This is a genomic window from Cereibacter sphaeroides 2.4.1, assembly GCF_000012905.2.
In the GTDB taxonomy this organism is placed as follows: domain Bacteria; phylum Pseudomonadota; class Alphaproteobacteria; order Rhodobacterales; family Rhodobacteraceae; genus Cereibacter_A; species Cereibacter_A sphaeroides.
This window is the reverse complement of the sequence record NC_007493.2, coordinates 579330-601006: the sequence shown is the minus strand read 5'-3', so window position 1 is coordinate 601006 and position 21677 is coordinate 579330. Positions and strand designations below refer to the sequence as shown.

Genomic DNA, 21677 nt, shown 5'->3' with positions numbered 1-21677 from the left:
CGCCGCCGGGCCCTTTCGGGCCCGTCTGGGGCATTTCGCGCATTGACTGCGCCGTTCATCCCCTTGACGCCCCTGCGCCGCTCGGCCCATGTATAACGCGACCGTCGCAAGGGTTCACCCCCTATCCTCCACATCGCCTCGGGGTGCCGCAAGATGCTGCTTCTCATCGACAACTACGACAGCTTCACCTACAACCTCGTGCATTATCTGGGGGAACTCGGGGCCGAGGTCGTGGTGCGGCGCAACGATGCGCTCGACGTGCAGGCCGCAATGGGGATGCATCCCGACGCGATCGTGCTCTCGCCCGGGCCGTGCGATCCTGCCGCGGCGGGCATCTGCCTGCCGCTGACCGCCGCCGCCGCCGAGGCCAGGATCCCGCTTCTGGGCGTCTGCCTCGGCCACCAGACCATCGGGCAGGCCTTCGGCGGCAAGGTGGTGCGCTGCCACGAGATCGTGCACGGCAAGATGGGCGCCATGCATCACGAGGGGAAGGGCGTCTTCGCGGGCCTGCCCTCGCCCTTCCTCGCCACCCGCTATCACAGCCTCGTCGTCGAGCGGGACAGCCTGCCCGACTGCCTCGAGGTGACGGCCTGGCTCGAGGACGGCACGATCATGGGCCTGCGCCACAAGAGCCTGCCCATCGAGGGCGTGCAGTTCCACCCCGAGAGCATCGCCTCGGAGCACGGCCACCAGATGCTGCGGACCTTCCTCGACAGCGCCCGCGCTGCGGTGACGGCATGAGCGACCGGCTGAAGCCCCTGATCGGCACCGCGGCCACCCGCCCCCTCAGCCGCGAGGAGGCCGAGTTCGCCTTCGAGTGCCTGTTCGAGGGCGAGGCCACGCCCGCGCAGATGGGGGGCCTGCTGATGGCGCTGCGGACCCGCGGCGAGACGGTGGACGAATATGCCGCCGCCGCCTCGGTCATGCGGGCCAAGTGCCACAAGGTGCGCGCCCCGCACGGCGCCATCGACATCGTGGGCACCGGGGGCGACGGCAAGGGCACGCTGAACATCTCGACCGCCACGGCCTTCGTGGTGGCGGGGGCGGGCGTGCCGGTCGCCAAGCACGGCAACCGCAACCTCTCGTCGAAGTCCGGCGCCGCCGATGCGCTTACCGAGATGGGCCTCAATGTCATGATCGGCCCCGAACAGGTCGAGGCCTGCCTGCTGGAGGCCGGGATCGGCTTCATGATGGCACCGATGCACCATCCGGCCATGCGCCATGTCGGGCCGGTGCGGGCCGAGCTCGGGACGCGGACGATCTTCAACATCCTCGGGCCGCTGACCAATCCGGCGGGGGTGAAGCGCCAGCTGACCGGCGCCTTCTCGCCCGACCTCATCCGGCCGATGGCCGAGGTGCTCTCCGCGCTCGGCTCCGAGAAGGCATGGCTCGTCCATGGCGGCGACGGGACGGACGAGCTCGCGATCTCGGCCGCCTCGAAGGTCGCGGCGCTCGAGGGCGGGCAGATCCGCGAATTCGAACTGCATCCCGAGGAGGCGGGTCTGCCCGTCCATCCGTTCGAGGAGATCGTGGGCGGCACACCCGCCGAGAATGCGCAGGCCTTCCGCGCGCTGCTCGACGGCGCGCCGGGCGCCTACCGCGATGCGGTGCTGCTGAATGCGGCGGCGGCGCTCGTGGTGGCCGACCGCGCGGCGCATCTGCGCGAAGGGGTGGAGATCGCCACCGACAGCATCCTGTCCGGTGCCGCCAAGGCGAAGGTCGCCCTGCTGGCCCGGCTGACGAACGCCGCCTGACGGCCAAACAAGAAGGGGGACCGGCCGGCGATGAGCACCATTCTCGACCGCATCAAGGCTTACAAACTGGAAGAGATCGCGGCCCGCAAGGCCGAGCGCCCCCTGGTGGCCGTAGAGGATGCGGCCCGCGCCGCCCCCGCGCCGCGCGGCTTCGCCCGCGCGCTCTCGACGGCCGCGGCCACCGGCTACGGGCTCATTGCCGAGATCAAGAAGGCGAGCCCCTCGAAGGGCCTCATCCGCGAGGATTTCGACGTGCCCGCCCTCGCCCGCGCCTACGAGACCGGCGGCGCCACCTGCCTCTCCGTCCTGACCGACGGCCCCTCGTTCCAGGGCGCCGACGACTTCCTGCGTCAGGCCCGCGAGGCGGTGAAACTGCCCTGCCTGCGCAAGGATTTCCTCTACGACACCTATCAGGTGGCCGAAGCGCGGGCGCTCGGCGCCGACTGCATCCTCATCATCATGGCGAGCGTGACCGACAGTCAGGCGCTGGAGCTCGAGGCGGCGGCCAGCCACTGGGGCATGGATGTGCTGGTCGAGGTCCATTCCCGCGAGGAACTGGCCCGCGCCGAACATCTGAAGTCGCGGCTGATCGGCATCAACAACCGCAATCTCGACACGTTCGAGGTCTCGCTCGACGTGACGCGCGATCTGGCGCGCCGCGTGCCCGAGGATCGGCTGATCGTCTCCGAGAGCGGGCTCCACACGCCCGAGGATCTGGCCGATCTCGCCCGCTACGGCGCGCGCTGCTTCCTGATCGGCGAGAGCCTGATGCGGCAGGCGGATGTCGAGGCCGCGACGCGCGCGATCCTCGCCGATCCGCTGACGGCACAGGGGGGGGTCTGATGTCGGGCCTGACGCATTTCGACGAGTCCGGCCGTGCCCATATGGTCGATGTCTCGGAAAAGCCCGTCACGGCGCGGGTCGCCGTCGCGCGCGGGGCGGTGAAGATGAGCGCCGAGACGCTGGCGCTCGTGACCGAGGGCCGGGCCGAGAAGGGCGACGTTCTGGGCGTCGCGCGGCTGGCGGGCATCATGGGGGCCAAGCGCACCGCCGATCTCATCCCGCTCTGCCATCCGCTGCCCATCACCAAGGTGGCGCTGGAGCTGACCGCCGATCCGGCCCTGCCGGGCGTCGTGGTCGAGGCCACGGTCAAGACCGGCGGCCAGACCGGGGTCGAGATGGAGGCCCTGACCGCCGTCTCGGTGGCCTGCCTCACGATCTACGACATGGTGAAGGCCGTCGAGAAGGGCATGGAGATCACGGGCATCCGGCTGCTCCTCAAGGAGGGCGGCAAGTCCGGACGCTTCGAGGCCAGCGCGTGATCTCGGTCGAGGAGGCGCTCGCCCGCGCGCTGGCACTGGCCGCACCGCTGCCGGTCGAGCGCGTGGCTCTGGGCGAGGCCCGCGGGCGGGTGATGGCCCGCCCGGCGCTGGCAACCCGCGATCAGCCGCCCTTCGACGCCTCCGCCATGGATGGCTATGCGCTGATCGGCGATCCGCCCGCGGGCGCGACCTTCCCCGTTGTGGGCGAGGCCGCGGCGGGCCACGGCTACGAGGGGGCGCTCCGCCCCGGCGAAGCCGTGCGCATCTTCACCGGCGCACCGGTGCCCGAGGGCGCGACCCGCGTCGTGCTGCAGGAGGATGTGACGGCCGAGGGCGGCACGATCCGGCTCAACGCCGCGGCCACGGGCGGCACGCACATCCGGCCGCGGGGACAGGACTTCCGCACCGGCGACAGCCTCTCGCCGCGGCGCCTCCGGCCGAACGATCTGGCCCTTCTGGCGGCGATGAACATTCCCGAAGTGACCGTCACGCGCCGGCCCTCGGTCGCGCTGATCGCCACAGGCGACGAACTCGTGATGCCGGGCGAGGTGCCGCGGCCGGATCAGATCGTGGCCTCGAACAGCTTCGCGCTGAAGGCGCTGGTCGAGGCCGAAGGGGCCGAGGCGCGGCTTCTGCCCATCGCACGCGATACCGAGGACGAGCTGCGCACCGTGCTGGATCTGGCCTCCGATGCCGACCTGATCGTGACGATCGGCGGGGCCTCGGTGGGGGATCACGATCTGGTGGGCAAGGTCGCGGCCGGGATGGGCCTCGAACGCGCCTTCTACAAGATCGCGATGCGGCCGGGAAAGCCGCTGATGGCGGGCCGCCTGCGCGGGGTGCCGATGCTGGGGCTGCCGGGCAATCCGGTGTCCTCCATCGTCTGTGCCCATCTCTTCCTGCTGCCGATGCTGCGGGCGATGCTGGGGCTGCCGCCAGCCCCCGCGCCGCTTCTGCGCGCCGAGCTTGCGGTGGCGCTGCCGGCCAATCCCACCCGCGCCCACTATATGCGGGCGCGCCTCACCCGGCAGGACGGGCTGCCGCGGATCGAGCCCTTCTCGTCGCAGGACAGCGCGCTTCTGCGCCTTCTTGCCGAGGCGGATGCCCTTCTGGTGCGCCCGGTGGACGATGGTCCGCGCGCGGTCGGAGATCTGGTGGATTATATCTCATTGAACTCTTGACACAAAGAGGGAACGCGGGCAGAACAGGCGGTGAACCAAAGACGGAGGGTGCCGGTGTGTTGACGCGTAAGCAGATGGAACTGCTCGATTTCATCAAGACGCGGATGGATCGTGACGGGGTGCCACCCTCGTTCGACGAGATGAAGGACGCGCTCGACCTCCGCTCGAAATCGGGCATTCACCGGCTCATCACGGCGCTCGAGGAGCGGGGGTTCATCCGCAGGCTGGCGCACCGCGCCCGCGCGATCGAGATCGTGAAACTGCCCGAGGCGATGGAGCGAGCCGGCTTCAGCGCCCGGGCCGCCAAGGCTGCGGCGGCCCCGCTGCCGAAGGGCGCCGTGACGGTCGAGACCGCCGGGGCACTCGATCTGCCGCTCATGGGCCGGATCGCGGCCGGTCTGCCGATCGAGGCCATCAACGGCGGCCCGCAGTCGGTCACCGTACCCGGCATGATGCTCTCGGGCCGCGGCCAGCATTATGCGCTGGAGGTGAAGGGGGATTCGATGATCGCCGCCGGCATAAACGATGGCGACATCGTGGTGATCCGCGAGCAGCAGACGGCCGACAATGGCGACATCGTGGTGGCGCTGGTGGCCGATCACGAGGCCACGCTGAAGCGCTACCGCCGTCGCGGCGGCATGATCGCTCTCGAGCCCGCCAACGACTCCTACGAGACGCAGGTCTACCCCGAACAGATGGTGAAGGTGCAGGGACGGCTCGTCGGGCTGATCCGCAGCTACTGACGCTGAGGGCGGAGGCGCTGCGGCCCTCGCCACCCGGTCTGACGGGAAGCGTGGTTCAGGGACGTCCGCTCCACAGGCGGTGCCCGATCCGGGCAGGCTGAAGGCGGAGGTCCCCGGCCTCTTCCCGGATGGCGAGAGCGCCGGTCCGCGCCAGCGACGTCCGATCTATGAGGAGGCAGGCGCCCGGCGCCGGCCCCTCGTAGGGCGCGGCGAGGATCACCAGCCGCGCCGAGGCGCAGGCTTCGGGCAGATGATCTGCCGCCCCCTTGCCCTTCAGGACCACGCCCGGGAGGCCATTCAGCTGGAAGCGGCGCGCCTCGCGCGGGCCCTCGAAGCCCGGGCGCGCCGCGGCGGCTGCCTGATCGGCCAGATCGCCGTCGTTCTCGAGCCAGCTCCGTGCCGCGAAGCCGCCGCCGCGCGCATCGGAGAGCGCTCTGCCCTCCGGTCCCATCAGGCCCACCAGCGCACCGTCAGCCGCCACGAAGAGAGGCGGGCGCTCGGCGGCCGACCAGAGCAGGAAGGCCATGGCCATCCCCGCGAGGCCGGCCAGCCGCGCCCTCCCCCGCCAGAGCATGAGCCAAAGCGAGCCGAGCGCGAAGAGCGGCAGCACCCAGGGCCCGGGGGACACCACCGCCCGCACGGCCCCCGGCAGCGCGGCAACCCAGTGCGCGACCCACAGGATCCAGCGCGCGCCCTGCTCCATCACCCAGAGCGGGGGCCCGGCCGCCCCGAGCGGCGCAAGAAGCGCCGCCACCGCCGCCGCGGGCATCACCAGAAGCTCCATCACCGGAACGGCCATCAGGTTGCCCAGAAGCCCGTAGACCGCGATCCGGTTGAAATGGGCCGCAGCAAAGGGGCCGGTCGAGAGCCCGCCGATGAGCGAGGCCACGACGAGCATGAAGAAGGGCGCCACCCAGCGCGAGAGGCTTTTCGGATGGACCCGCTCGCGCAGCGCGTTGAAGCCCCAGATCAGCGCCGCCGTCGCGGCGAAGGACATCTGGAAACCCGCCTCGAGCAGCGTCTCGGGCTGCCACAGCAGGATGATGATGGCCGAAAGCGCGAAGCTCCGCATCGAGAGCGCACGGCGGTCGGCAAGGACCGCGACCAGCATCACCGCGATCATCACGAAGGAGCGCAGCGCAGGAACATTGCCGCCCGACATCAGGAGATAGAACCCGGTGCCGAGGAAGGCTGCCACCGCCGCGATCTTCTTGGTGGGCAGCCGCAGCGCGAGCGGCGGCACCAGGGCCAACCCGTGGCGGACGAGGCCGAAGACGAAGCCCGCAAGCAGGCTCATGTTCAGCCCCGAGATGGCGAGGATATGGGCGAGGCCGGAGCGGCGCAGGTCCTCCATGGTGGCGGCGCTGATGCCGGCCTCGTCGCCCGTCAGCACGGCCGCGGTGAAGGCGCCCGCCTCGCCGGGAAAGCGCGCCTGCACGCCTTCCCGGATCGCGGTGCGCAGACGGTTCACCGGGCTGTCGCCGGCATGGGCGGGCTCGAGCAGCACGACCGGCGTGCGGGTATAACCCACCGCGCCCAGGCGGTCGAAATAGGCCATGCGGCGAAAGTCGAACCCGCCCGGCTCGGCCGGGGGAAGCGGCGGATCGAGATGCCCCGTGAGCGCCACGGTCATGCCCGGCGCAGGCTCCATCGGCTGCTCGCCATGGATCGTGATCCGCACCCGCTCGGGCGTGCGGCGAGGATCTGTCCGCTCCAGCACGACGCGGTCGAGCGTGAGGCGCAACGCGTCGCTCTGAGACCGGTCGATCGCAATGACCCGCCCCTCGATGGCGCCGTAATAGTGAAAGCCGAGGATCGGCGCTGCAACCAGCGCGGCCCGCAGGCCCGCGGCCAGAAATCCCGCGCCGAGGCAGGCCAGCGCCGCGACCGGCGGGTGCAGGGCTTCGTGCCCCCGCCAGCGGACCCACGCCCAGAGCGCGAGCGCCGACAGAGCCGCAGCATAGGCGGGCCACCCCGGTTCGGAGAGGAGCGCGAACCAGAGGCCGATCCCGATTCCGAGAAACACCGGCACGAAGGGGAAAAGGAAGCCGCGGGCGGCCGCCAGTGCCTCGACCGGCCGCCACAGCGCGCGGAGGGCGAAGGCTGCCACCGGCGCGGCGGGGGGCTCCAGATCTCCGGGGACGGCCTGAGGGTGGAGCGCCCGCACCTTGTTTCCCGATCCGCGATTGCCTAGACAGGCGCGATCCTGAGCACCTGATGGTTTCAGAAAGGTTAATCCGCCCATGCCCGCCGCGTCCGACAAGCCCGTCGTCACCCGTTTCGCCCCCTCGCCGACCGGCTATCTGCATATCGGCGGCGGGCGGACCGCTCTCTTCAACTGGCTCTATGCCCGCGGACGCAAGGGCACGTTCCTCCTGCGCATCGAGGACACCGACCGCGAGCGGTCGACGCCCGAGGCCACCGACGCGATCCTGCGCGGGCTGACCTGGCTCGGCCTCGACTGGGATGGCGAGGTGGTGAGCCAGTTCGCCCGCAAGGACCGCCATGCCGAGGTGGCGCGCGAGATGCTGGAACGCGGCGCGGCCTACAAATGCTTCTCGACGCAGGAGGAGATCGAGGCTTTCCGCGAGTCCGCCCGCGCCGAGGGCCGCTCGACCCTGTTCCGCAGCCCCTGGCGGGATGCCGATCCCACAAGCCACCCCGATGCGCCCTTCGTGATCCGCATGAAGGCGCCGAGGAGCGGCGAGACCGTGATCGAGGACGAGGTGCAGGGCACGGTGCGCTTCCAGAACGAGACGCTCGACGACATGGTAGTGCTGCGCTCGGACGGCACGCCCACCTACATGCTGGCCGTGGTGGTGGACGATCACGACATGGGCGTGACCCATGTGATCCGGGGCGACGATCACCTGAACAACGCCGCGCGCCAGACGATGGTCTATGAGGCGATGGGCTGGGAGGTGCCGGTCTGGGCCCATATCCCGCTGATCCACGGGCCGGACGGCAAGAAGCTCTCGAAGCGGCACGGGGCGCTCGGGGTCGAGGAATATCAGGCGATGGGCTATCCCGCCGCGGGCATGCGCAACTATCTCGCGCGGCTCGGCTGGTCGCACGGGGACGACGAGTTCTTCACCTCCGAGCAGGCGATGGACTGGTTCGATCTGGGTGGAATCGGCCGCTCGCCCGCGCGACTCGACTTCAAGAAGCTGGAAAGCGTCTGCGGTCAGCACATCGCCGTCATGGAGGATGCCGAGCTGATGCGCGAAATTGCGGCATATCTCGCTGCAGCGCGGAAACCCGCCCTCACCGATCTGCAGGCCGCGCGGCTGGAGAAAGGGCTCTACGCTCTGAAGGACCGGGCCAAGACCTTCCCGGAACTGCTTGAAAAGGCGCGCTTTGCACTCGAGTCGCGGCCGATTGTGGCAGATGACGCTGCGGCAAAAGCGCTTGATCCGGTATCCCGTGGTATACTGCGCGAATTGACGCCGATGCTGCAAGCTGCTAGCTGGTCGAAGCAGGATCTCGAGGCCATCCTCACCGCCTTTGCGAGCGAGAAGGGAATGGGCTTCGGGAAACTGGCCGCCCCCTTGCGCACAGCCCTTGCCGGGCGCACGGTGACGCCCAGCGTCTACGACATGATGCTTGTCATCGGTCGGGACGAGACGATTGCGCGGCTGGAGGATGCCGCGGCGGCCTGAGCCGCCGCCCTCTCCTTCTGTCCGAGCCCCGGTCCGTCGCGGAACCGGAACCTATCGGCCCCGCGCCATCCCGTGCGGAGCCGGCCCGAACGAGAGAGGGAGTAGCATGACGAAATCCGCAAAGCTCACGATCGGCGAGAAGGTCATCGACCTGCCGATCCACTCGCCCACCCTGGGGCCGGACGTGGTCGACATCCGCAAGCTCTACGCGGAAGCCGATGTTTTCACCTACGACCCGGGCTTCACCTCGACCGCCGCCTGCGAAAGCACCATCACCTACATCGACGGCGACAAGGGCGAGCTCTTCTACCGCGGCTACCCGATCGAGCAGCTGGCCGACCGGTCGCACTATCTCGAGGTCTGCTACCTCCTGCTCTACGGTGAACTGCCGAACGCGGCGCAGCAGGCCGATTTCGAATACCGGATCACGCGGCACACGATGCTGCACGAGCAGATCCACTACTTCTTCCGGGGCTTCCGCCGCGACAGCCATCCGATGGCGACGATGGTGGGTGTGGTCGGCGCCATGTCGGCCTTCTACCACGACTCGCTCGACATCAACGATCCGTGGCAGCGTGAGGTCGCGGCGATCCGGATGATCGCCAAGCTGCCGACGATCGCGGCGATGGCCTACAAATATTCCATCGGCCAGCCCTTCAACTACCCGCAGAACCATCTCGATTACGCGGGCAACTTCCTGCACATGTGCTTCGCCGTGCCGGCCGAGCCCTACACGGTGAACCCCGTCCTCGCCAAGGCGATGGACCGGATCATGATGCTGCACGCCGACCACGAGCAGAATGCCTCGACCTCGACCGTGCGTCTGGCGGGCTCGTCGGGGGCCAACCCCTTCGCCTGCATCGCGGCCGGGATCGCCTGCCTCTGGGGCCCCGCCCATGGCGGCGCCAACCGGGCCTGTCTCGAGATGCTGCGCGAGATCGGCACCGTGGACCGGATCCCGGAATATATCCGGCGCGCCAAGGACAAGGACGATCCCTTCCGCCTGATGGGCTTCGGCCACCGCGTCTACAAGAACTTCGACCCGCGGGCGAAGGTCATGAAGGAAAGCGCCGACGAGGTGTTGGGCCTGCTCGGCATCGAGAACAACCCGACGCTCCAGGTCGCCAAGGAGCTGGAGCGGATCGCGCTCGAGGACGATTACTTCGTCGCGAAGAAGCTCTATCCGAACGTGGACTTCTACTCGGGCATCATCCTCGATGCGATGGGCTTCCCCACCTCGATGTTCACCCCGATCTTCGCGATCTCTCGGACCGTGGGCTGGATCTCGCAGTGGAAGGAAATGATCGGCGATCCCACGCAGAAGATCGGCCGCCCGCGGCAGCTCTACAAGGGCGAGACCCGTCGCGACTACGTCGACCTGCGCCACCGCTGAGCGGCGCGACACGGAATGTCCGGCGGCGGCCCTTCGGGGCCGCCGTTTGCATTCGGAGACGGGCGGCGGCGGCTGCCGCCAGGTTCGGACCGGCGTTCCCTCGCCAGATGGGCGGACCTTGGCGGCCGGCTCCGCCATTCACGGAGCGCAAGGGCTTTGGCCGACGGGCGCCGCACCGCCGTCTCCGCTTGCCGTTCCGGCACCGCCGCTCACGAAGCGCAGAGGCTGCGGCCTGTGACGCTGCGTCATCGAACGCCGGACAGGGCGGGCGCGGCGGGGATCTCGACCTCGCTGCCCTCGCCTGCCAGACAGGGGCCGAAGGAGGATCTTCCATGTCGCTTTTCGCCGAACGTCCCGAGGATTTCCCGGCGGCCGCCACGGTCGCAGGACTGTCGGGGATGGACTACATGCAGGCCATGCTGGAGGGCCGCGTTCCCGAACCCACCATCGGCCGCATAATGGGCTACCGGCTGGTCAGCGTCGAACCCGGGCGGGTGGTCTGGCGGGGCGTTCCGGCCTTCGCCCATACCAACGCCTTCGGCGGCGTCCACGGCGGCTGGTACGGGACGATCCTCGACAGCGCCATGGGCTGTGCGGTGATGACCGGGGTGCCGAAGGGCCGGCGCTGGACCACGCTCGAGTTCAAGGTGAACATCACCCGCGCGCTGCCGGTCGGGCGCGACATCCTCGCCGTAGGGATCTCGGATCATGCCGGCCGCACCACCGCCGTGGCCCATGGCGAGATCCGCGATGCCGAGGACGACCGGCTCTACGCCACCGGCAGCACGACCTGCCTGCTTCTGGGCTAAGCCCCCCGCCCGGCTGCCAGCGGCGCTTCAGCCCTGCGTGGGCTCGCCCTCGGGCGCGCCGCCCCAGCGCAGCCGCCACTTGCGCCGCCGCGGCTCGGGGCGGAGCGCGGTCGGGTGGATATATTCCGTCGGGCAGCGCAGGGTCGGGCGGCGCTGGCGCGAGAGGAATATCTTGCCCCAACCCGCATACATGCTGGTCATGGGTGCCGTGACATCACAGGGGTGACGCGCGCGCCAGCCCTCGGGCAGCTGCAGCCCGCAATGGGTCGCGCGCTCCAGCATCCAGACCAACGGGATGTTCGACAGGAGCCGCGAGCCGTGCCGCCCGCCGGCCAACTGGCCTCCGATGTCGCCGTGCCCGCCCCGGAACCAGGCCTGTTCGACGATCTGGCCGTGATAGGGGTAATCCCAGAGCACCGGCTCGAACACGGTGCGGGTCTCGTCCAGCGCCAGCGCGTGGAAGCCGTGGCGCACCGTGCGGCCGAGCTTGTGGCTGTGGAAGGCATGGCGATCCTCGCTCAGCCGCCAGAGCAGAGGAAGCCGCAGCCCCAGCGCCTTCACCGTGTCGAAGATGCCCACCATCTCGATCTCGACCCGCGCATGGCAGTGCCGGCGCGAGAAGGCGCGGGCGTGCGGGCGGATGCTGCCCTGCTCGTAATGGCGCCAGGCAAGACGGACATTGCGCTCCGTCGCCTCCTCGCGGCGGAGCAGCCCCACGCGGTCGATCACGCCGGCAAGCGAGCGCGCCGCATAGGCGCCCCGCGAATAGCCGAAAAGGAAGATCCGGTCGCCCGGCTGGTAGTGCGAGGCGAGATAGCCGTAGGCGCGCCGGATCTGACGGTTGAGCCCCTTGCCCTGCACGAGATCGCCGATGCGCAGCCAGCCGCCCCATTGCAGGCCCGGCTCGTAGTAGATGGTGCGCTGCACCGAGCGGCGCTCCTCGCGCAGCAGCTTGAAGATCAGCCCGACGTTTGTCTCGTGCCCCGCCTCGAGCGAGGAGCAGGTTCCGTCGAAGAGGATGACATGATCGACCTGGCCGCGATGGGCGCCCCGCGCGGGCGGCGTTGCGGGCTCGGTGGCGACGGTGGGATGGCGTCGCAGCCAGTGGCGGACGCTCTTGATCAGCGACATGCCCGACCCTCCGGCCCGACCGTCCCGTTCCCCTTGCACTGGTTCCACCGGCCGAGCGTCAACATGGTGCCCATCCACTGTTACATGGAGGATGAAGAAAAAACCCGACCGGGAGGTTCCGGCCGGGCTTTAAAATATCACAGACAGGTGAACGATTTACAATTTGAGCGAGAGGACGGTGGCCATACTCAGTTCGCCGAAGCCGTTGAAGCGGGTATTGGTGGCGGCGGAGTAGGCGCCCATGCCCTGGAACACCAGAAAGTCGCCCTCCTCCACATCCGCGGCAAGCGGCAGCTCGCCCGGAAGGCGGTCCACCGAGTCGCAGGTCGGCCCGAAGATGATGCGGTCGCGGGTCTCTCCGTCGCGCCGACGGCCCTCGGGGGTCAGCACCGCCACGCGGTCGATCACGCCGATCATCGGCAGCTCGGTCAGCGAGCCGTAGACGCCGTCGTTGAGGAACACATGGGCGTCGTCGCGCACCGCCTTGATGCGCGCGGCAAGCGTGAAGGCGTCGGCGCAGATGCCCCGGCCCGGTTCGCAGACGAGGAGCGGCCGGTCGGCCCCGAAGGCCTCATCCGTCACGCGGTCGATCAGGTGGAAGATGGCCTCGAGCTCGGGTTCGACCCCGTTCAGCCGGTGCGAGGGGAAGCCCCCGCCCACGTTCAGCCGCGCGATGGTCACGCCGGCGTCGCGCGCAATCTCGGCGGCAGTGCGGATGTAGGTTTCCCACGCGGCGGGGTCGGTGCATTGCGTACCCGGGTGGAAGGTCATCGACGGGATGAAGCCCGCCTCGGCCACCCGGCGCAGCAGCTCGACCGCGAGCTCGACCGTCGCGCCGAACTTGGCCCCGAAGTTATAGGCCGCGCCCGAGACCGCCAGCTTGAAGCGCACCGCGATCTCGCAGCCCTCGGCGGGCACGAGCTCGATGAGCTTGGCCAGTTCCGAGGCCGAGTCGACCGACCAGCTCTTCACGCCCATCTCGACGCCCACGCCGATCTCGGAGCGCGAGCGCACGGGGTTGTTGTAGTGCAGCGCCGCATCCGGCGCGATGCGGCGGATCATGCGGATCTCGTGGGGCGAGGCCACGTCGTAGCCGCGGATCCCCGCGGCGGCGAGGTTCTCGATCACCACCTCTTCCGGGTTGGACTTGACCGCATAGGTCACCATGCCCGGAAAGCCGTCGATGAAGCGCCGCGCCGTCGCCTGCAGGGTCGACGGCGAGAAGAACAGCACCGGCGCCTCGGGAGAGAGCGCACGGAGATATTCGGCGGGGTTTGTCCAGATCGTCTTCGAGAGTCCCATCGGCGTTCCTTTCGGCCAACAAGACGCAAGCCCTCTGCCCGCGTTACATGGGGGGAAGTTGGGAGGCACCTGCGCGGTTTCGACAAACCAGGCCAGGTGCGTATGAGCCGCCCTTTTCCTGCAAAGAAGGATGCCTCAAATGGGGCACAATTCCACCGATCAAAAGTGTTGAATTGCCGCGATCTGTTGGCATAATGACGAAAACTTCAGGCATAATGCATGGACGAGCTTGATCGCAACATTCTCGGCATCCTTGGGGCGGATGCCCGCACCTCGGTGGCGACACTCTCTCGCCGGTTGAAGGTGGCACGCTCCACGATCCAGGCCCGGCTCGAGCGGCTGGAGACCTCGGGCGTGATCGCGGGCTATACGCTGAAGCTCGGCGAACAGGCGCGGCAGGGGCGGCTCCGGGCCTCGGTCCTGCTCACGATCGAGCCCCGGACGCAGGCGGCGATCCTCACCCGGCTCAAGGCCATTTCCGAGGTCGAGCGGGTCTTCACCACCTCGGGCCGGTTCGACCTGCTGCTGCAGATCGCGGCCCCCTCGACGCAGGTTCTCGATCAGGTGCTCGACGAGGTGGGCGCCATGACCGGGGTCCGCAGTTCGGAAAGCCTCATCCATCTCTCGACCCGGATCGACCGGGCCGTGTGACGGGCAGTTACCGAGCCTGCCGGAGACGCGACCGCGACCGCAACGGCCCGGGCGCGATGAGGCTTGGCCTCGGGCCGCGGCTTGGATAGACCGGGCGCAACGAACTGCGAGGCCCGACATGCCGATGGACAAGACCTTCAACGCCGCCGAGGCCGAGGCCCGGCTCTACGACGCCTGGGAGAAGGCAGGCGCCTTCCGCGCCGGGGCCAATGCCTCGCGTCCCGAGACCTTCTGCATCATGATCCCGCCGCCGAACGTGACGGGCTCGCTCCACATGGGGCATGCGTTCAACAACACGTTGCAGGACATCCTGACCCGCTGGCACCGGATGCGCGGCTTCGACACGCTCTGGCAGCCGGGGCAGGACCATGCCGGGATCGCCACGCAGATGGTGGTGGAGCGGGAGCTTGCGAAGTCCGGCCAGCCGGGCCGCCGCGAGATGGGCCGCGAGGCCTTCCTCGAGAAGGTCTGGGAGTGGAAGGAGCAGTCGGGCGGCACCATCGTCAACCAGCTGAAGCGGCTCGGCGCCTCCTGCGACTGGTCGCGCAATGCCTTCACCATGGACCCGAATTTCCAGCGCGCAGTGCTGAAGGTCTTCGTGGACCTCTATGAGAAGGGCTTCATCTACCGCGGCAAGCGGCTGGTGAACTGGGACCCCCATTTCGAGACCGCGATCTCGGACCTCGAGGTGGAGCAGGTAGAGGTCAACGGCAACATGTGGCGCCTGCGCTACCAGCTGGCCGATGGCGCGACCTACCGGCATCCGGTGGCCTTCGACGAGGAGGGCCGCCCGACAGAGTGGGAAGAGCGCGACTACCTGACCGTCGCCACCACCCGCCCCGAGACCATGCTGGGCGACACCGGCATCGCGGTGAATCCGGCGGACGAGCGCTATGCCCACCTGATCGGGAAAGAGGTGGTCCTGCCGCTGGTCGGCCGCCGCATCCCGATCGTGGCCGACGACTATGCCGATCCCTCGAAGGGCACCGGCGCCGTGAAGATCACGCCCGCGCACGATTTCAACGACTGGGGGGTGGGTCAGCGCACCGGCCTCCGCGCCATCAACGTCATGTCCGGGCGCGCGACGATGTTCCTCATCGAGAACCCGGACTTCACCGAGGGCTGTGCGCCCTCGGAAGAGGCGCTGGCCCTCGACGGGCTCGACCGCTACGAGGCCCGCAAGCGCGTCGTGGCGCTGGCCGAGGAGCAGGGCTGGCTCGACGGGATCGATCAGGACAGGCACATGGTGCCGCACGGCGATCGCTCGAAGGTCGCCATCGAGCCGATGCTGACCGATCAGTGGTTCGTGGATACGGCCCAGATCGTCCAGCCCGCCATCGATGCGGTGCGGACCGGCCGGACCGAGATCCTGCCCGAGCGCGACGCCAAAACCTATTTCCACTGGCTCGAGAACATTGAGCCCTGGTGCATCTCGCGCCAGCTCTGGTGGGGTCACCAGATCCCGGTCTGGTACGGGCTCGACATCTGGCCTGCCCGCTTCGAGGATGACGGCGACGACACGCTCGACGAGGTCGAGATCTTCGAGCTGCTCGAGGACGGCGCGTTCAACCATGCCGATCCCACGCATCACTGCGCCTTCGACTTCGAGGGGGTGTCCGAGAAGTTCCTCGACGATCTAGCCTCGCTGCCCCATCCGCTGAACAATGCGCGCGTGGTCGAGGTGGCGAGCCGCGCCGAGGCCATCGACCGGCTGGCACAGGCGCTGGCCGACTACAACCTCAACGAGGATCCGACCCATCTGGTCTACCCCGTCTGGCGCGATCCGGACGTGCTCGACACCTGGTTCTCGTCGGGGCTCTGGCCCATCGGCACGCTGGGCTGGCCCGAGGAGACGCCCGAGCTCGCCCGCTACTTCCCGACGAACGTGCTTATCACCGGCTTCGACATCATCTTCTTCTGGGTCGCCCGGATGATGATGATGCAGCTTGCCGTGGTGAACGAGGTGCCCTTCAAGACCGTCTATGTCCATGCGCTCGTGCGGGACGAGAAGGGCAAGAAGATGTCGAAGTCGCTCGGCAATGTGCTCGACCCGCTGGAGCTGATCGACGAATTCGGCGCGGATGCCGTGCGCTTCACCCTGACGGCCATGGCCGCGATGGGACGCGACCTGAAGCTTTCGACGGCGCGCATCCAGGGCTACCGCAACTTCGGCACCAAGCTCTGGAACGCTTGCCGCTTCGCCGAGATGAACGGCGTCTGGGAAGGCCACGCCACGCAGGCCGCCCCGCCCGCCGCGACCGCCACGGTCAACCGCTGGATCATCGGCGAGACGGGACGCGTGCGCGAGGAAGTGGATGCGGCGCTGGCGGCCTACCGGTTCGATTCGGCGGCCAACGCCCTCTATGCCTTCGTCTGGGGCAAGGTCTGCGACTGGTATGTGGAATTCTCGAAGCCGCTCTTCGATACGGAGGCGGCCGCCGAGACCCGCGCCACCATGGGCTGGGTGCTCGACCAGTGCATGGTCCTGCTCCACCCGATCATGCCCTTCATCACGGAAGACCTCTGGGCCACCACGGGCAGCCGGACCAAGATGCTGGTTCACTCCGACTGGCCGTCCTTCGGGGCCGAACTGGTCGATCCCGCGGCGGATCGCGAGATGAGCTGGGTGATCTCGCTCATCGAGGAGATCCGCTCGGCCCGCGCTCAGGTCCATGTGCCGGCGGGGCTGAAACTACCGGTCGTGCAGCTCGCGCTGGATGCGGCCGGGCGCGAGGCGCTGGCGCGGAACGAGGCGCTCATCCTGCGTCTGGCGCGGCTCGAGGGCTTCACCGAGGCGGCGAGCGCGCCGAAGGGGGCGCTCACCATCGCGGTCGAGGGCGGCAGCTTCGCCATTCCGCTCGAGGGCGTGATCGACATCGGCGCCGAGAAGGCGCGCCTCGCCAAGACCCTCGAGAAGCTCGAGAAGGACATGGCGGGCCTCCGCGGGCGGCTCGGCAACCCGAACTTCGTGGCCTCGGCCCCGGAAGAAGTGGTGGACGAGGCGCGCACCCGGCTCGAACAGGGGGAAGAGGAAGGGGCCAAGCTCTCGGCCGCCCTCGCCCGGCTGTCCGAGATCGCCTGAGCGGGACCGGCGGGGGCGGCAGCGCCGCCCTTGCCTGACACGGGCCCGAGACCGATCTTGGACCCGATGGAGGTGCGGATGGGTTGGCTCGACCGGATTGCGGAACGGCGGATGCTGAAGGCCCGGGCCGAGGGCCAGCTCTCGGGCCTGTCGGGCGAGGGTCAGCCCCTGCCCGAGAGACCGTCGGAGGCCTTCACCAGCCCCGGCGAAGCAGTGGGCTTCCGCATCATGGCGGAAGCGGGCGTCCTGCCCGAAGAGATCGTCCTGAAGAAGCAGGCCGCGGAACAGCGCGCACGGCTGGCGGGGATCAGCGATCCCGAGGAACGGCGCGCGGCCATGGCGGAACTGGCGCGGATCGAGATGCGGCAGGCGATGGCCGAAGAGGCGCGCCGCCGCTTCCTGCGCGGCTGAGCCTCAGCTCTTGACCTTGCAATAGGGCTGCGCGCGGGTCCAGGCGGCCATCTCGGCCCGCTTCGAGGCGCTGCGGAAGGGCGCCCAGTCGCGCCCGAGGCCGCGGGTGCCGTTGCCGGCCACCAGACCGTCCCGCTCGACCTGCCGCGCGGCGATCCGCACGGCGCAGGAGAGGTTCAGCGCCCCGTCCTTCAGCGCGCCTGCGCTCTGAGCCCGGCAGCCGTAGGCCTGCGCGGTCTGCGGCGCGATCTGGGTGAGGCCGATCCAGCGCCCGCCCCCGCCCGAAGCGACCGGGTTCCAGGTGCTCTCGTGCTTGGCCAGCGCCGAGAGGATGCCGGTCCAGAAGGCGCGCCGCTCTTCGGGCGTGGCGTCGGGATAGCCCGGGCACCAGGTGCCGATGTCCTGCGGCACCGTATCGGTCAGGAAGTCGTCGCGCTGTTCCACCGCGAGCAGGGTCCGCTCGGTCCAGATCTTCGCTTCGGGCCGGTGATCCCACCGCATGACGGGCAGGAAGTTGCGGACATCCGACGTGGGCCGCGCCTCACCGCAGGAGATGGGCAGGGCGAGCAGCAGACCGATCAGGACCATGCGGAGCTTCATGCGAAGACCTTGTTCAGCACCGCCTTACGCTGCGGCCCGCAGGTTGTGCCGGTCAGCGGCGGATTCTGGCAACCCAATCCATCGGATGTCGGCGAGACTCCGCCCGGGGTGGACTTGCCCTTTGGCGGTTCCCTGCCTAGAACGGGCCCGCGACCGGAGGGATGACCCATGCTCGACCTGACCTACGAAGCCCCCAAGCCCAAGGTGATCGCCGGGGCCAAGCACGACTGGGAACTGGTGATCGGGATGGAGATCCACGCCCAGGTCTCGTCGAATGCCAAGCTCTTCTCGGGCGCCTCGACCACCTTCGGGGCCGAGCCGAACTCGAACGTCTCCTTCGTGGATTGCGCGATGCCGGGAATGCTGCCGGTCATCAACGAGTTCTGCGTGGCGCAGGCGGTCCGCACCGGCCTCGGCCTGAAGGCGCAGATCAACCTCGTCTCGGCCTTCGACCGCAAGAACTACTTCTACCCGGACCTGCCGCAGGGCTACCAGATCAGCCAACTCTACCATCCGATCGTGGGCGAGGGCGAGGTGCTGGTCGAGCTGGCCCCGGGCATCGCGCGGCTGGTGCGGATCGAGCGCATTCACCTCGAGCAGGATGCGGGCAAGTCGATCCACGACATGGACCCGAATCTCTCTTTCGTGGACTTCAACCGCACCGGCGTCGCGCTGATGGAAATCGTGAGCCGCCCCGACATCCGCGGGCCCGAGGAGGCGGCGGCCTATGTGGCGAAACTCCGCCAGATCCTGCGCTACCTCGGCACCTGCGACGGCAACATGCAGAACGGCAACCTCCGCGCCGACGTGAACGTGTCGGTCTGCCGTCCGGGACAGTACGAGAAGTATCAGGAGACGCAGGATTTCTCGCATCTGGGCACCCGTTGCGAGATCAAGAACATGAACTCGATGCGCTTCATCCAGCAGGCCATCGATTACGAGGCGCGCCGCCAGATCGCCATTCTCGAGGATGGCGGCAAGGTGGTGCAGGAAACGCGGCTCTACGATCCCGACAAGGGCGAGACGCGCTCGATGCGGTCGAAGGAAGAGGCGCACGATTACCGCTACTTCCCCGACCCCGACCTCCTGCCGCTCGAGATCGAACAGGGCTGGGTGGACGAGATCGCGGCCTCGATGCCCGAACTGCCGGACGCGAAGAAGGCCCGTTTCATGGCCGACTATGGCGTGACCGACTACGACGCCAATGTGCTGACGGCCGAACTCGATGCGGCGGCCTATTTCGAGGAGGTGGCTCGCGGGCGCGACGGCAAGCAGGCGGCGAACTGGGTCATCAACGAGCTCTTCGGCCGGCTGAACAAGCAGGGCCTGACCATCGCCGACACGCCGGTGAAGGCCGGACAGCTGGGCGGGGTTCTCGATCTGATCGCGTCGGGCGAGATTTCCGGCAAGATGGCCAAGGATCTGTTCGAGATCCTCTGGACCGAGGGCGGCGATCCGGCAGAGGTGGCCGCGGCGCGCGGCATGAAGCAGGTGACCGACACCGGGGCCATCGAGACGGCGGTCGACGAGATCATCGCGGCCAATCCCGCGCAGGTCGAGAAGGCCAAGGCGAACCCCAAGCTTGCGGGCTGGTTCGTGGGTCAGGTCATCAAGGCCACGGGCGGCAAGGCCAATCCGGCCGCCGTCAACCAGATCGTGGCCCAGAAGCTGGGGCTCTGACCCGCAGCCGGACAGGGCCCTGCCCTTCCGGCGACACCCTCTCGGCGCGGTGGCGGTCGGCTCGGCCGTTCGCCGCGCGCGCGGGCCGGCTCCGCGCCTTGCCCCTTGGCAGATGCGCGAACCGTCCTAGACTCGGGGGACAGCCAGCGAGAATTTTCATCATGCCCCGATTCGAATACAAGGTCGTTCCCGCCCCGCGGAAGGGCGAAAAGGTGAAGGGGGCCAGGACGGCCACCGACCGGTTCGCCCACGCCCTCACCCAGATGATGAACGACCTTGGCCGCGACGGATGGGAATATCTGCGCGCCGAGACGCTGCCCTGCGAGGAACGCGTGGGCTTCACCGGCAAGGCCACCACCTATCAGAACCTGCTGATCTTCCGGCGCGCGGTCGAACAGGCCGCGCCTGCGACTGCGCCGGCCCGCGAGGAGCTGCCCGCGGACCTGCCCGCCTTCTTCCGGCCCGAACGCACGCCGGCTCCGTCGGAACTGGCGGCCACCCTGACGCCGCGCGGTGGCGACGGTCGGCGAGCGCCGACGGTCCAGGCGCCGGAGGGCCATGCCCCGGCGGTAGGCCCGGCGCGGGGCGGCCTCGTGGCGGAATAGGCCCGGCCCCGGCGTTGCCGGTCAGCCTGCGGCGGCCAGCGCCAGAGGCAGGGCTTCGGCAAAGGCCCTGAGCTCTTCGGCGCGGCCGCAGCTCACCCGGATGCAGCGGTCGTGCGGGGCCACGAACGGCATCCGCACGAAGATGTCGCGGGCGACAAGTTCGGTCAGCACGGCGCGCGCGAAGGCGCCGTCCCGGCCGCAGTCGATGGTCACGAAGTTGGTGGCCGACGGCAGCGGCGTCAGCCCGCAGCCTTCGGCGATCCGGCCGATCTCGGCCCGCGCCGCCTGCACCTCCGCCTGCACATGCGCGAGCCATGCGCGATCCTCGAGCGCGGCCAGCGCGCCCGCCTGCGCGATCCGCCCCACCCCGAAATGATTGCGGACCTTGTCGAAGGCGCGGATGAGGTCGCGGGCGCCGATGGCATAGCCCACGCGCAGACCCGCCATCCCGTAGGCTTTCGAGAAGGTGCGGAAGCGGATCACCCGCGGATCCTCGGGGGCGATCTCGGGCGCCGTGCCCTCGGGGGCCAGTTCCACATAGGCCTCGTCGAGCGCGAGCAGCGTGCCCTCGGGCAGCGCCTCGATCAGGGCGCGGACGGAGGCGGCAGGATGGTGCGACCCCATCGGATTGTCCGGATTGGCGAAATAGACGATCCGGGCCCCGACCCTCCGGGCCTCGGCCGCCAGCGCCTCGGGATCCTCGTGATCGCCCTGGTAGGGCACCTTGTGCAGGCGGCCGCCGAACCCCGCCACATGGAAGGCGAAGGTCGGATAGGCGCCCTCCGAGGTCACGACCGGCGCGCCCTCGTCGACAAGCAGCCGGACGAGGTTGCCCAGAAGCCCGTCGACGCCCTCGCCCACCGTCACCTGATCCGGCGCCACGCCGTGATGGGCCGCGATGGCAGTGCGCAGCGCATGGATCTCTGGATCGCCATACAGCGAGACCTCGGCGGCGGCCGCGGCCATGGCTGCCACGGCGTGCGGCGAGGGGCCGAAGAGGCTCTCGTTCGCGCCCAAGCGGGCGCGGAACGGGCGGCCACGCGCACGCTCCTGCGTCTCGGGGCCGACGAAGGGAACGGTGGAGGGCAGGCTCTCGACGAGCGGGGTGTAGCGCGGTCCGGTCATGGCGCGAGTTGAACGCCATCCCGCGCCGCCGTGCAAGAGCATGACGAAGGGGGCGTCCTGCGCCTGCCGTTGGACGCGGCGGCGACGGGTCCTCCGGTCACTGCAGGAGCATGAGGAAAATGGCCGCCCGCGGCTGCCGGAACGCAGCGGCGACAGCTCCCTGCCGGCCGCGGAGGGGTGGGGAGGAGGCGCGGCCGCCTGTCCGGCCAGCCGCGCGCTCCGGGATCCC

19 protein-coding genes are annotated in these 21677 nt (G+C 69.2%); 14 read left to right on the top strand and 5 right to left on the bottom strand.

Annotation, left to right across the window (positions count from 1 at the left end):
• The first annotated feature begins 153 nt into the window (after window positions 1–153).
• Genes RSP_RS03000 through lexA form a run of 6 tightly spaced genes read left to right on the top strand, consistent with a single transcriptional unit; the run spans window position 154 to window position 5000 of the window.
• On the top strand, window positions 154–741 hold the full coding sequence (locus RSP_RS03000; protein ID WP_009566395.1) for an anthranilate synthase component II: 588 nt from the start codon (window positions 154–156) through the stop codon (window positions 739–741).
• On the top strand, window positions 738–1754 hold the full coding sequence (gene trpD, locus RSP_RS02995; RefSeq protein ID WP_011337147.1) for an anthranilate phosphoribosyltransferase: 1017 nt from the start codon (window positions 738–740) through the stop codon (window positions 1752–1754). Before RSP_RS03000 ends, trpD begins: the two co-directional genes overlap by 4 nt.
• A 30-nt stretch (window positions 1755–1784) precedes the next feature.
• Window positions 1785–2597: an indole-3-glycerol phosphate synthase TrpC gene (trpC, locus tag RSP_RS02990; protein ID WP_011337146.1), complete on the top strand. Its 813-nt coding sequence runs from the start codon at window positions 1785–1787 to the stop codon at window positions 2595–2597.
• The gene (gene moaC, locus RSP_RS02985) at window positions 2597–3076 is read left to right on the top strand and encodes a cyclic pyranopterin monophosphate synthase MoaC (RefSeq protein ID WP_002719152.1); all 480 of its coding nucleotides are present in this window, start codon (window positions 2597–2599) and stop codon (window positions 3074–3076) included. Before trpC ends, moaC begins: the two co-directional genes overlap by 1 nt.
• Window positions 3073–4257 carry a molybdopterin molybdotransferase MoeA gene (locus RSP_RS02980; protein WP_011337145.1) on the top strand — a complete coding sequence of 395 codons (1185 nt, stop codon included), beginning with the start codon at window positions 3073–3075 and terminating at the stop codon, window positions 4255–4257. Before moaC ends, RSP_RS02980 begins: the two co-directional genes overlap by 4 nt.
• A 56-nt stretch (window positions 4258–4313) precedes the next feature.
• Window positions 4314–5000, top strand: coding sequence for a transcriptional repressor LexA (lexA, locus tag RSP_RS02975; RefSeq protein WP_002719150.1), 687 nt, complete (start codon window positions 4314–4316; stop codon window positions 4998–5000).
• Window positions 5001–5055: 55 nt separating this feature from the next.
• Here lexA and RSP_RS02970 read toward each other — a convergent pair whose 3' ends face one another.
• Entirely contained in the window at window positions 5056–7110 is a 2055-nt protein-coding gene (locus RSP_RS02970; RefSeq protein WP_011337144.1) for a ComEC/Rec2 family competence protein, read from the bottom strand.
• Between the two features lie 133 nt (window positions 7111–7243).
• On the opposite strand from RSP_RS02970, the gene gltX reads away from it, so the two are divergent.
• The 3 genes from gltX to RSP_RS02955 all read left to right on the top strand — a co-directional run bounded on the left by gltX (window position 7244) and on the right by RSP_RS02955 (window position 10861).
• Window positions 7244–8659 carry a glutamate--tRNA ligase gene (gene gltX, locus RSP_RS02965; protein ID WP_011337143.1) on the top strand — a complete coding sequence of 472 codons (1416 nt, stop codon included), beginning with the start codon at window positions 7244–7246 and terminating at the stop codon, window positions 8657–8659.
• A gap of 106 nt (window positions 8660–8765) precedes the next feature.
• Window positions 8766–10052 carry a citrate synthase gene (gene gltA / locus RSP_RS02960; protein ID WP_011337142.1) on the top strand — a complete coding sequence of 429 codons (1287 nt, stop codon included), beginning with the start codon at window positions 8766–8768 and terminating at the stop codon, window positions 10050–10052.
• Between the two features lie 332 nt (window positions 10053–10384).
• Complete coding sequence (locus tag RSP_RS02955) at window positions 10385–10861, top strand: PaaI family thioesterase (RefSeq protein ID WP_011337141.1); 477 nt, start codon at window positions 10385–10387, stop codon at window positions 10859–10861.
• A 27-nt stretch (window positions 10862–10888) separates the two neighbouring features.
• On the opposite strand, the gene RSP_RS02950 is transcribed toward RSP_RS02955, so the two are convergent.
• Entirely contained in the window at window positions 10889–11992 is a 1104-nt protein-coding gene (locus RSP_RS02950) for a DUF2235 domain-containing protein (protein ID WP_017140094.1), read from the bottom strand.
• A 156-nt stretch (window positions 11993–12148) separates the two neighbouring features.
• Window positions 12149–13294 (bottom strand): type III PLP-dependent enzyme, encoded by a 1146-nt coding sequence (locus RSP_RS02945; protein WP_002719144.1) that lies wholly within the window; start codon window positions 13292–13294, stop codon window positions 12149–12151.
• 219 nt (window positions 13295–13513) lie between these two features.
• Here RSP_RS02945 and RSP_RS02940 point away from each other — a divergent pair, with 219 nt between their 5' ends.
• The 3 genes from RSP_RS02940 to RSP_RS02930 all read left to right on the top strand — a co-directional run bounded on the left by RSP_RS02940 (window position 13514) and on the right by RSP_RS02930 (window position 17438).
• Window positions 13514–13945 carry an Lrp/AsnC family transcriptional regulator gene (locus tag RSP_RS02940; RefSeq protein ID WP_002719143.1) on the top strand — a complete coding sequence of 144 codons (432 nt, stop codon included), beginning with the start codon at window positions 13514–13516 and terminating at the stop codon, window positions 13943–13945.
• Window positions 13946–14063: 118 nt separating this feature from the next.
• Window positions 14064–17027 carry a valine--tRNA ligase gene (locus RSP_RS02935; RefSeq protein ID WP_011337139.1) on the top strand — a complete coding sequence of 988 codons (2964 nt, stop codon included), beginning with the start codon at window positions 14064–14066 and terminating at the stop codon, window positions 17025–17027.
• 66 nt (window positions 17028–17093) lie between these two features.
• On the top strand, window positions 17094–17438 hold the full coding sequence (locus RSP_RS02930) for a DnaJ family domain-containing protein (protein ID WP_011337138.1): 345 nt from the start codon (window positions 17094–17096) through the stop codon (window positions 17436–17438).
• 3 nt (window positions 17439–17441) lie between these two features.
• Here the strand turns inward: RSP_RS02930 and RSP_RS02925 are convergent, their stop codons facing one another.
• On the bottom strand, window positions 17442–18038 hold the full coding sequence (locus RSP_RS02925; RefSeq protein WP_009566412.1) for a transglycosylase SLT domain-containing protein: 597 nt from the start codon (window positions 18036–18038) through the stop codon (window positions 17442–17444).
• A gap of 168 nt (window positions 18039–18206) precedes the next feature.
• On the opposite strand from RSP_RS02925, the gene gatB reads away from it, so the two are divergent.
• On the top strand, window positions 18207–19718 hold the full coding sequence (gene gatB / locus RSP_RS02920) for an Asp-tRNA(Asn)/Glu-tRNA(Gln) amidotransferase subunit GatB (protein WP_011337137.1): 1512 nt from the start codon (window positions 18207–18209) through the stop codon (window positions 19716–19718).
• 161 nt (window positions 19719–19879) lie between these two features.
• On the top strand, window positions 19880–20323 hold the full coding sequence (locus RSP_RS02915) for a DUF4177 domain-containing protein (protein WP_011337136.1): 444 nt from the start codon (window positions 19880–19882) through the stop codon (window positions 20321–20323).
• 21 nt (window positions 20324–20344) lie between these two features.
• Here RSP_RS02915 and RSP_RS02910 read toward each other — a convergent pair whose 3' ends face one another.
• Window positions 20345–21448, bottom strand: a complete 1104-nt coding sequence (locus tag RSP_RS02910; RefSeq protein WP_017140093.1) for a pyridoxal phosphate-dependent aminotransferase — start codon at window positions 21446–21448, stop codon at window positions 20345–20347.
• Window positions 21449–21677 lie beyond the last annotated feature (229 nt).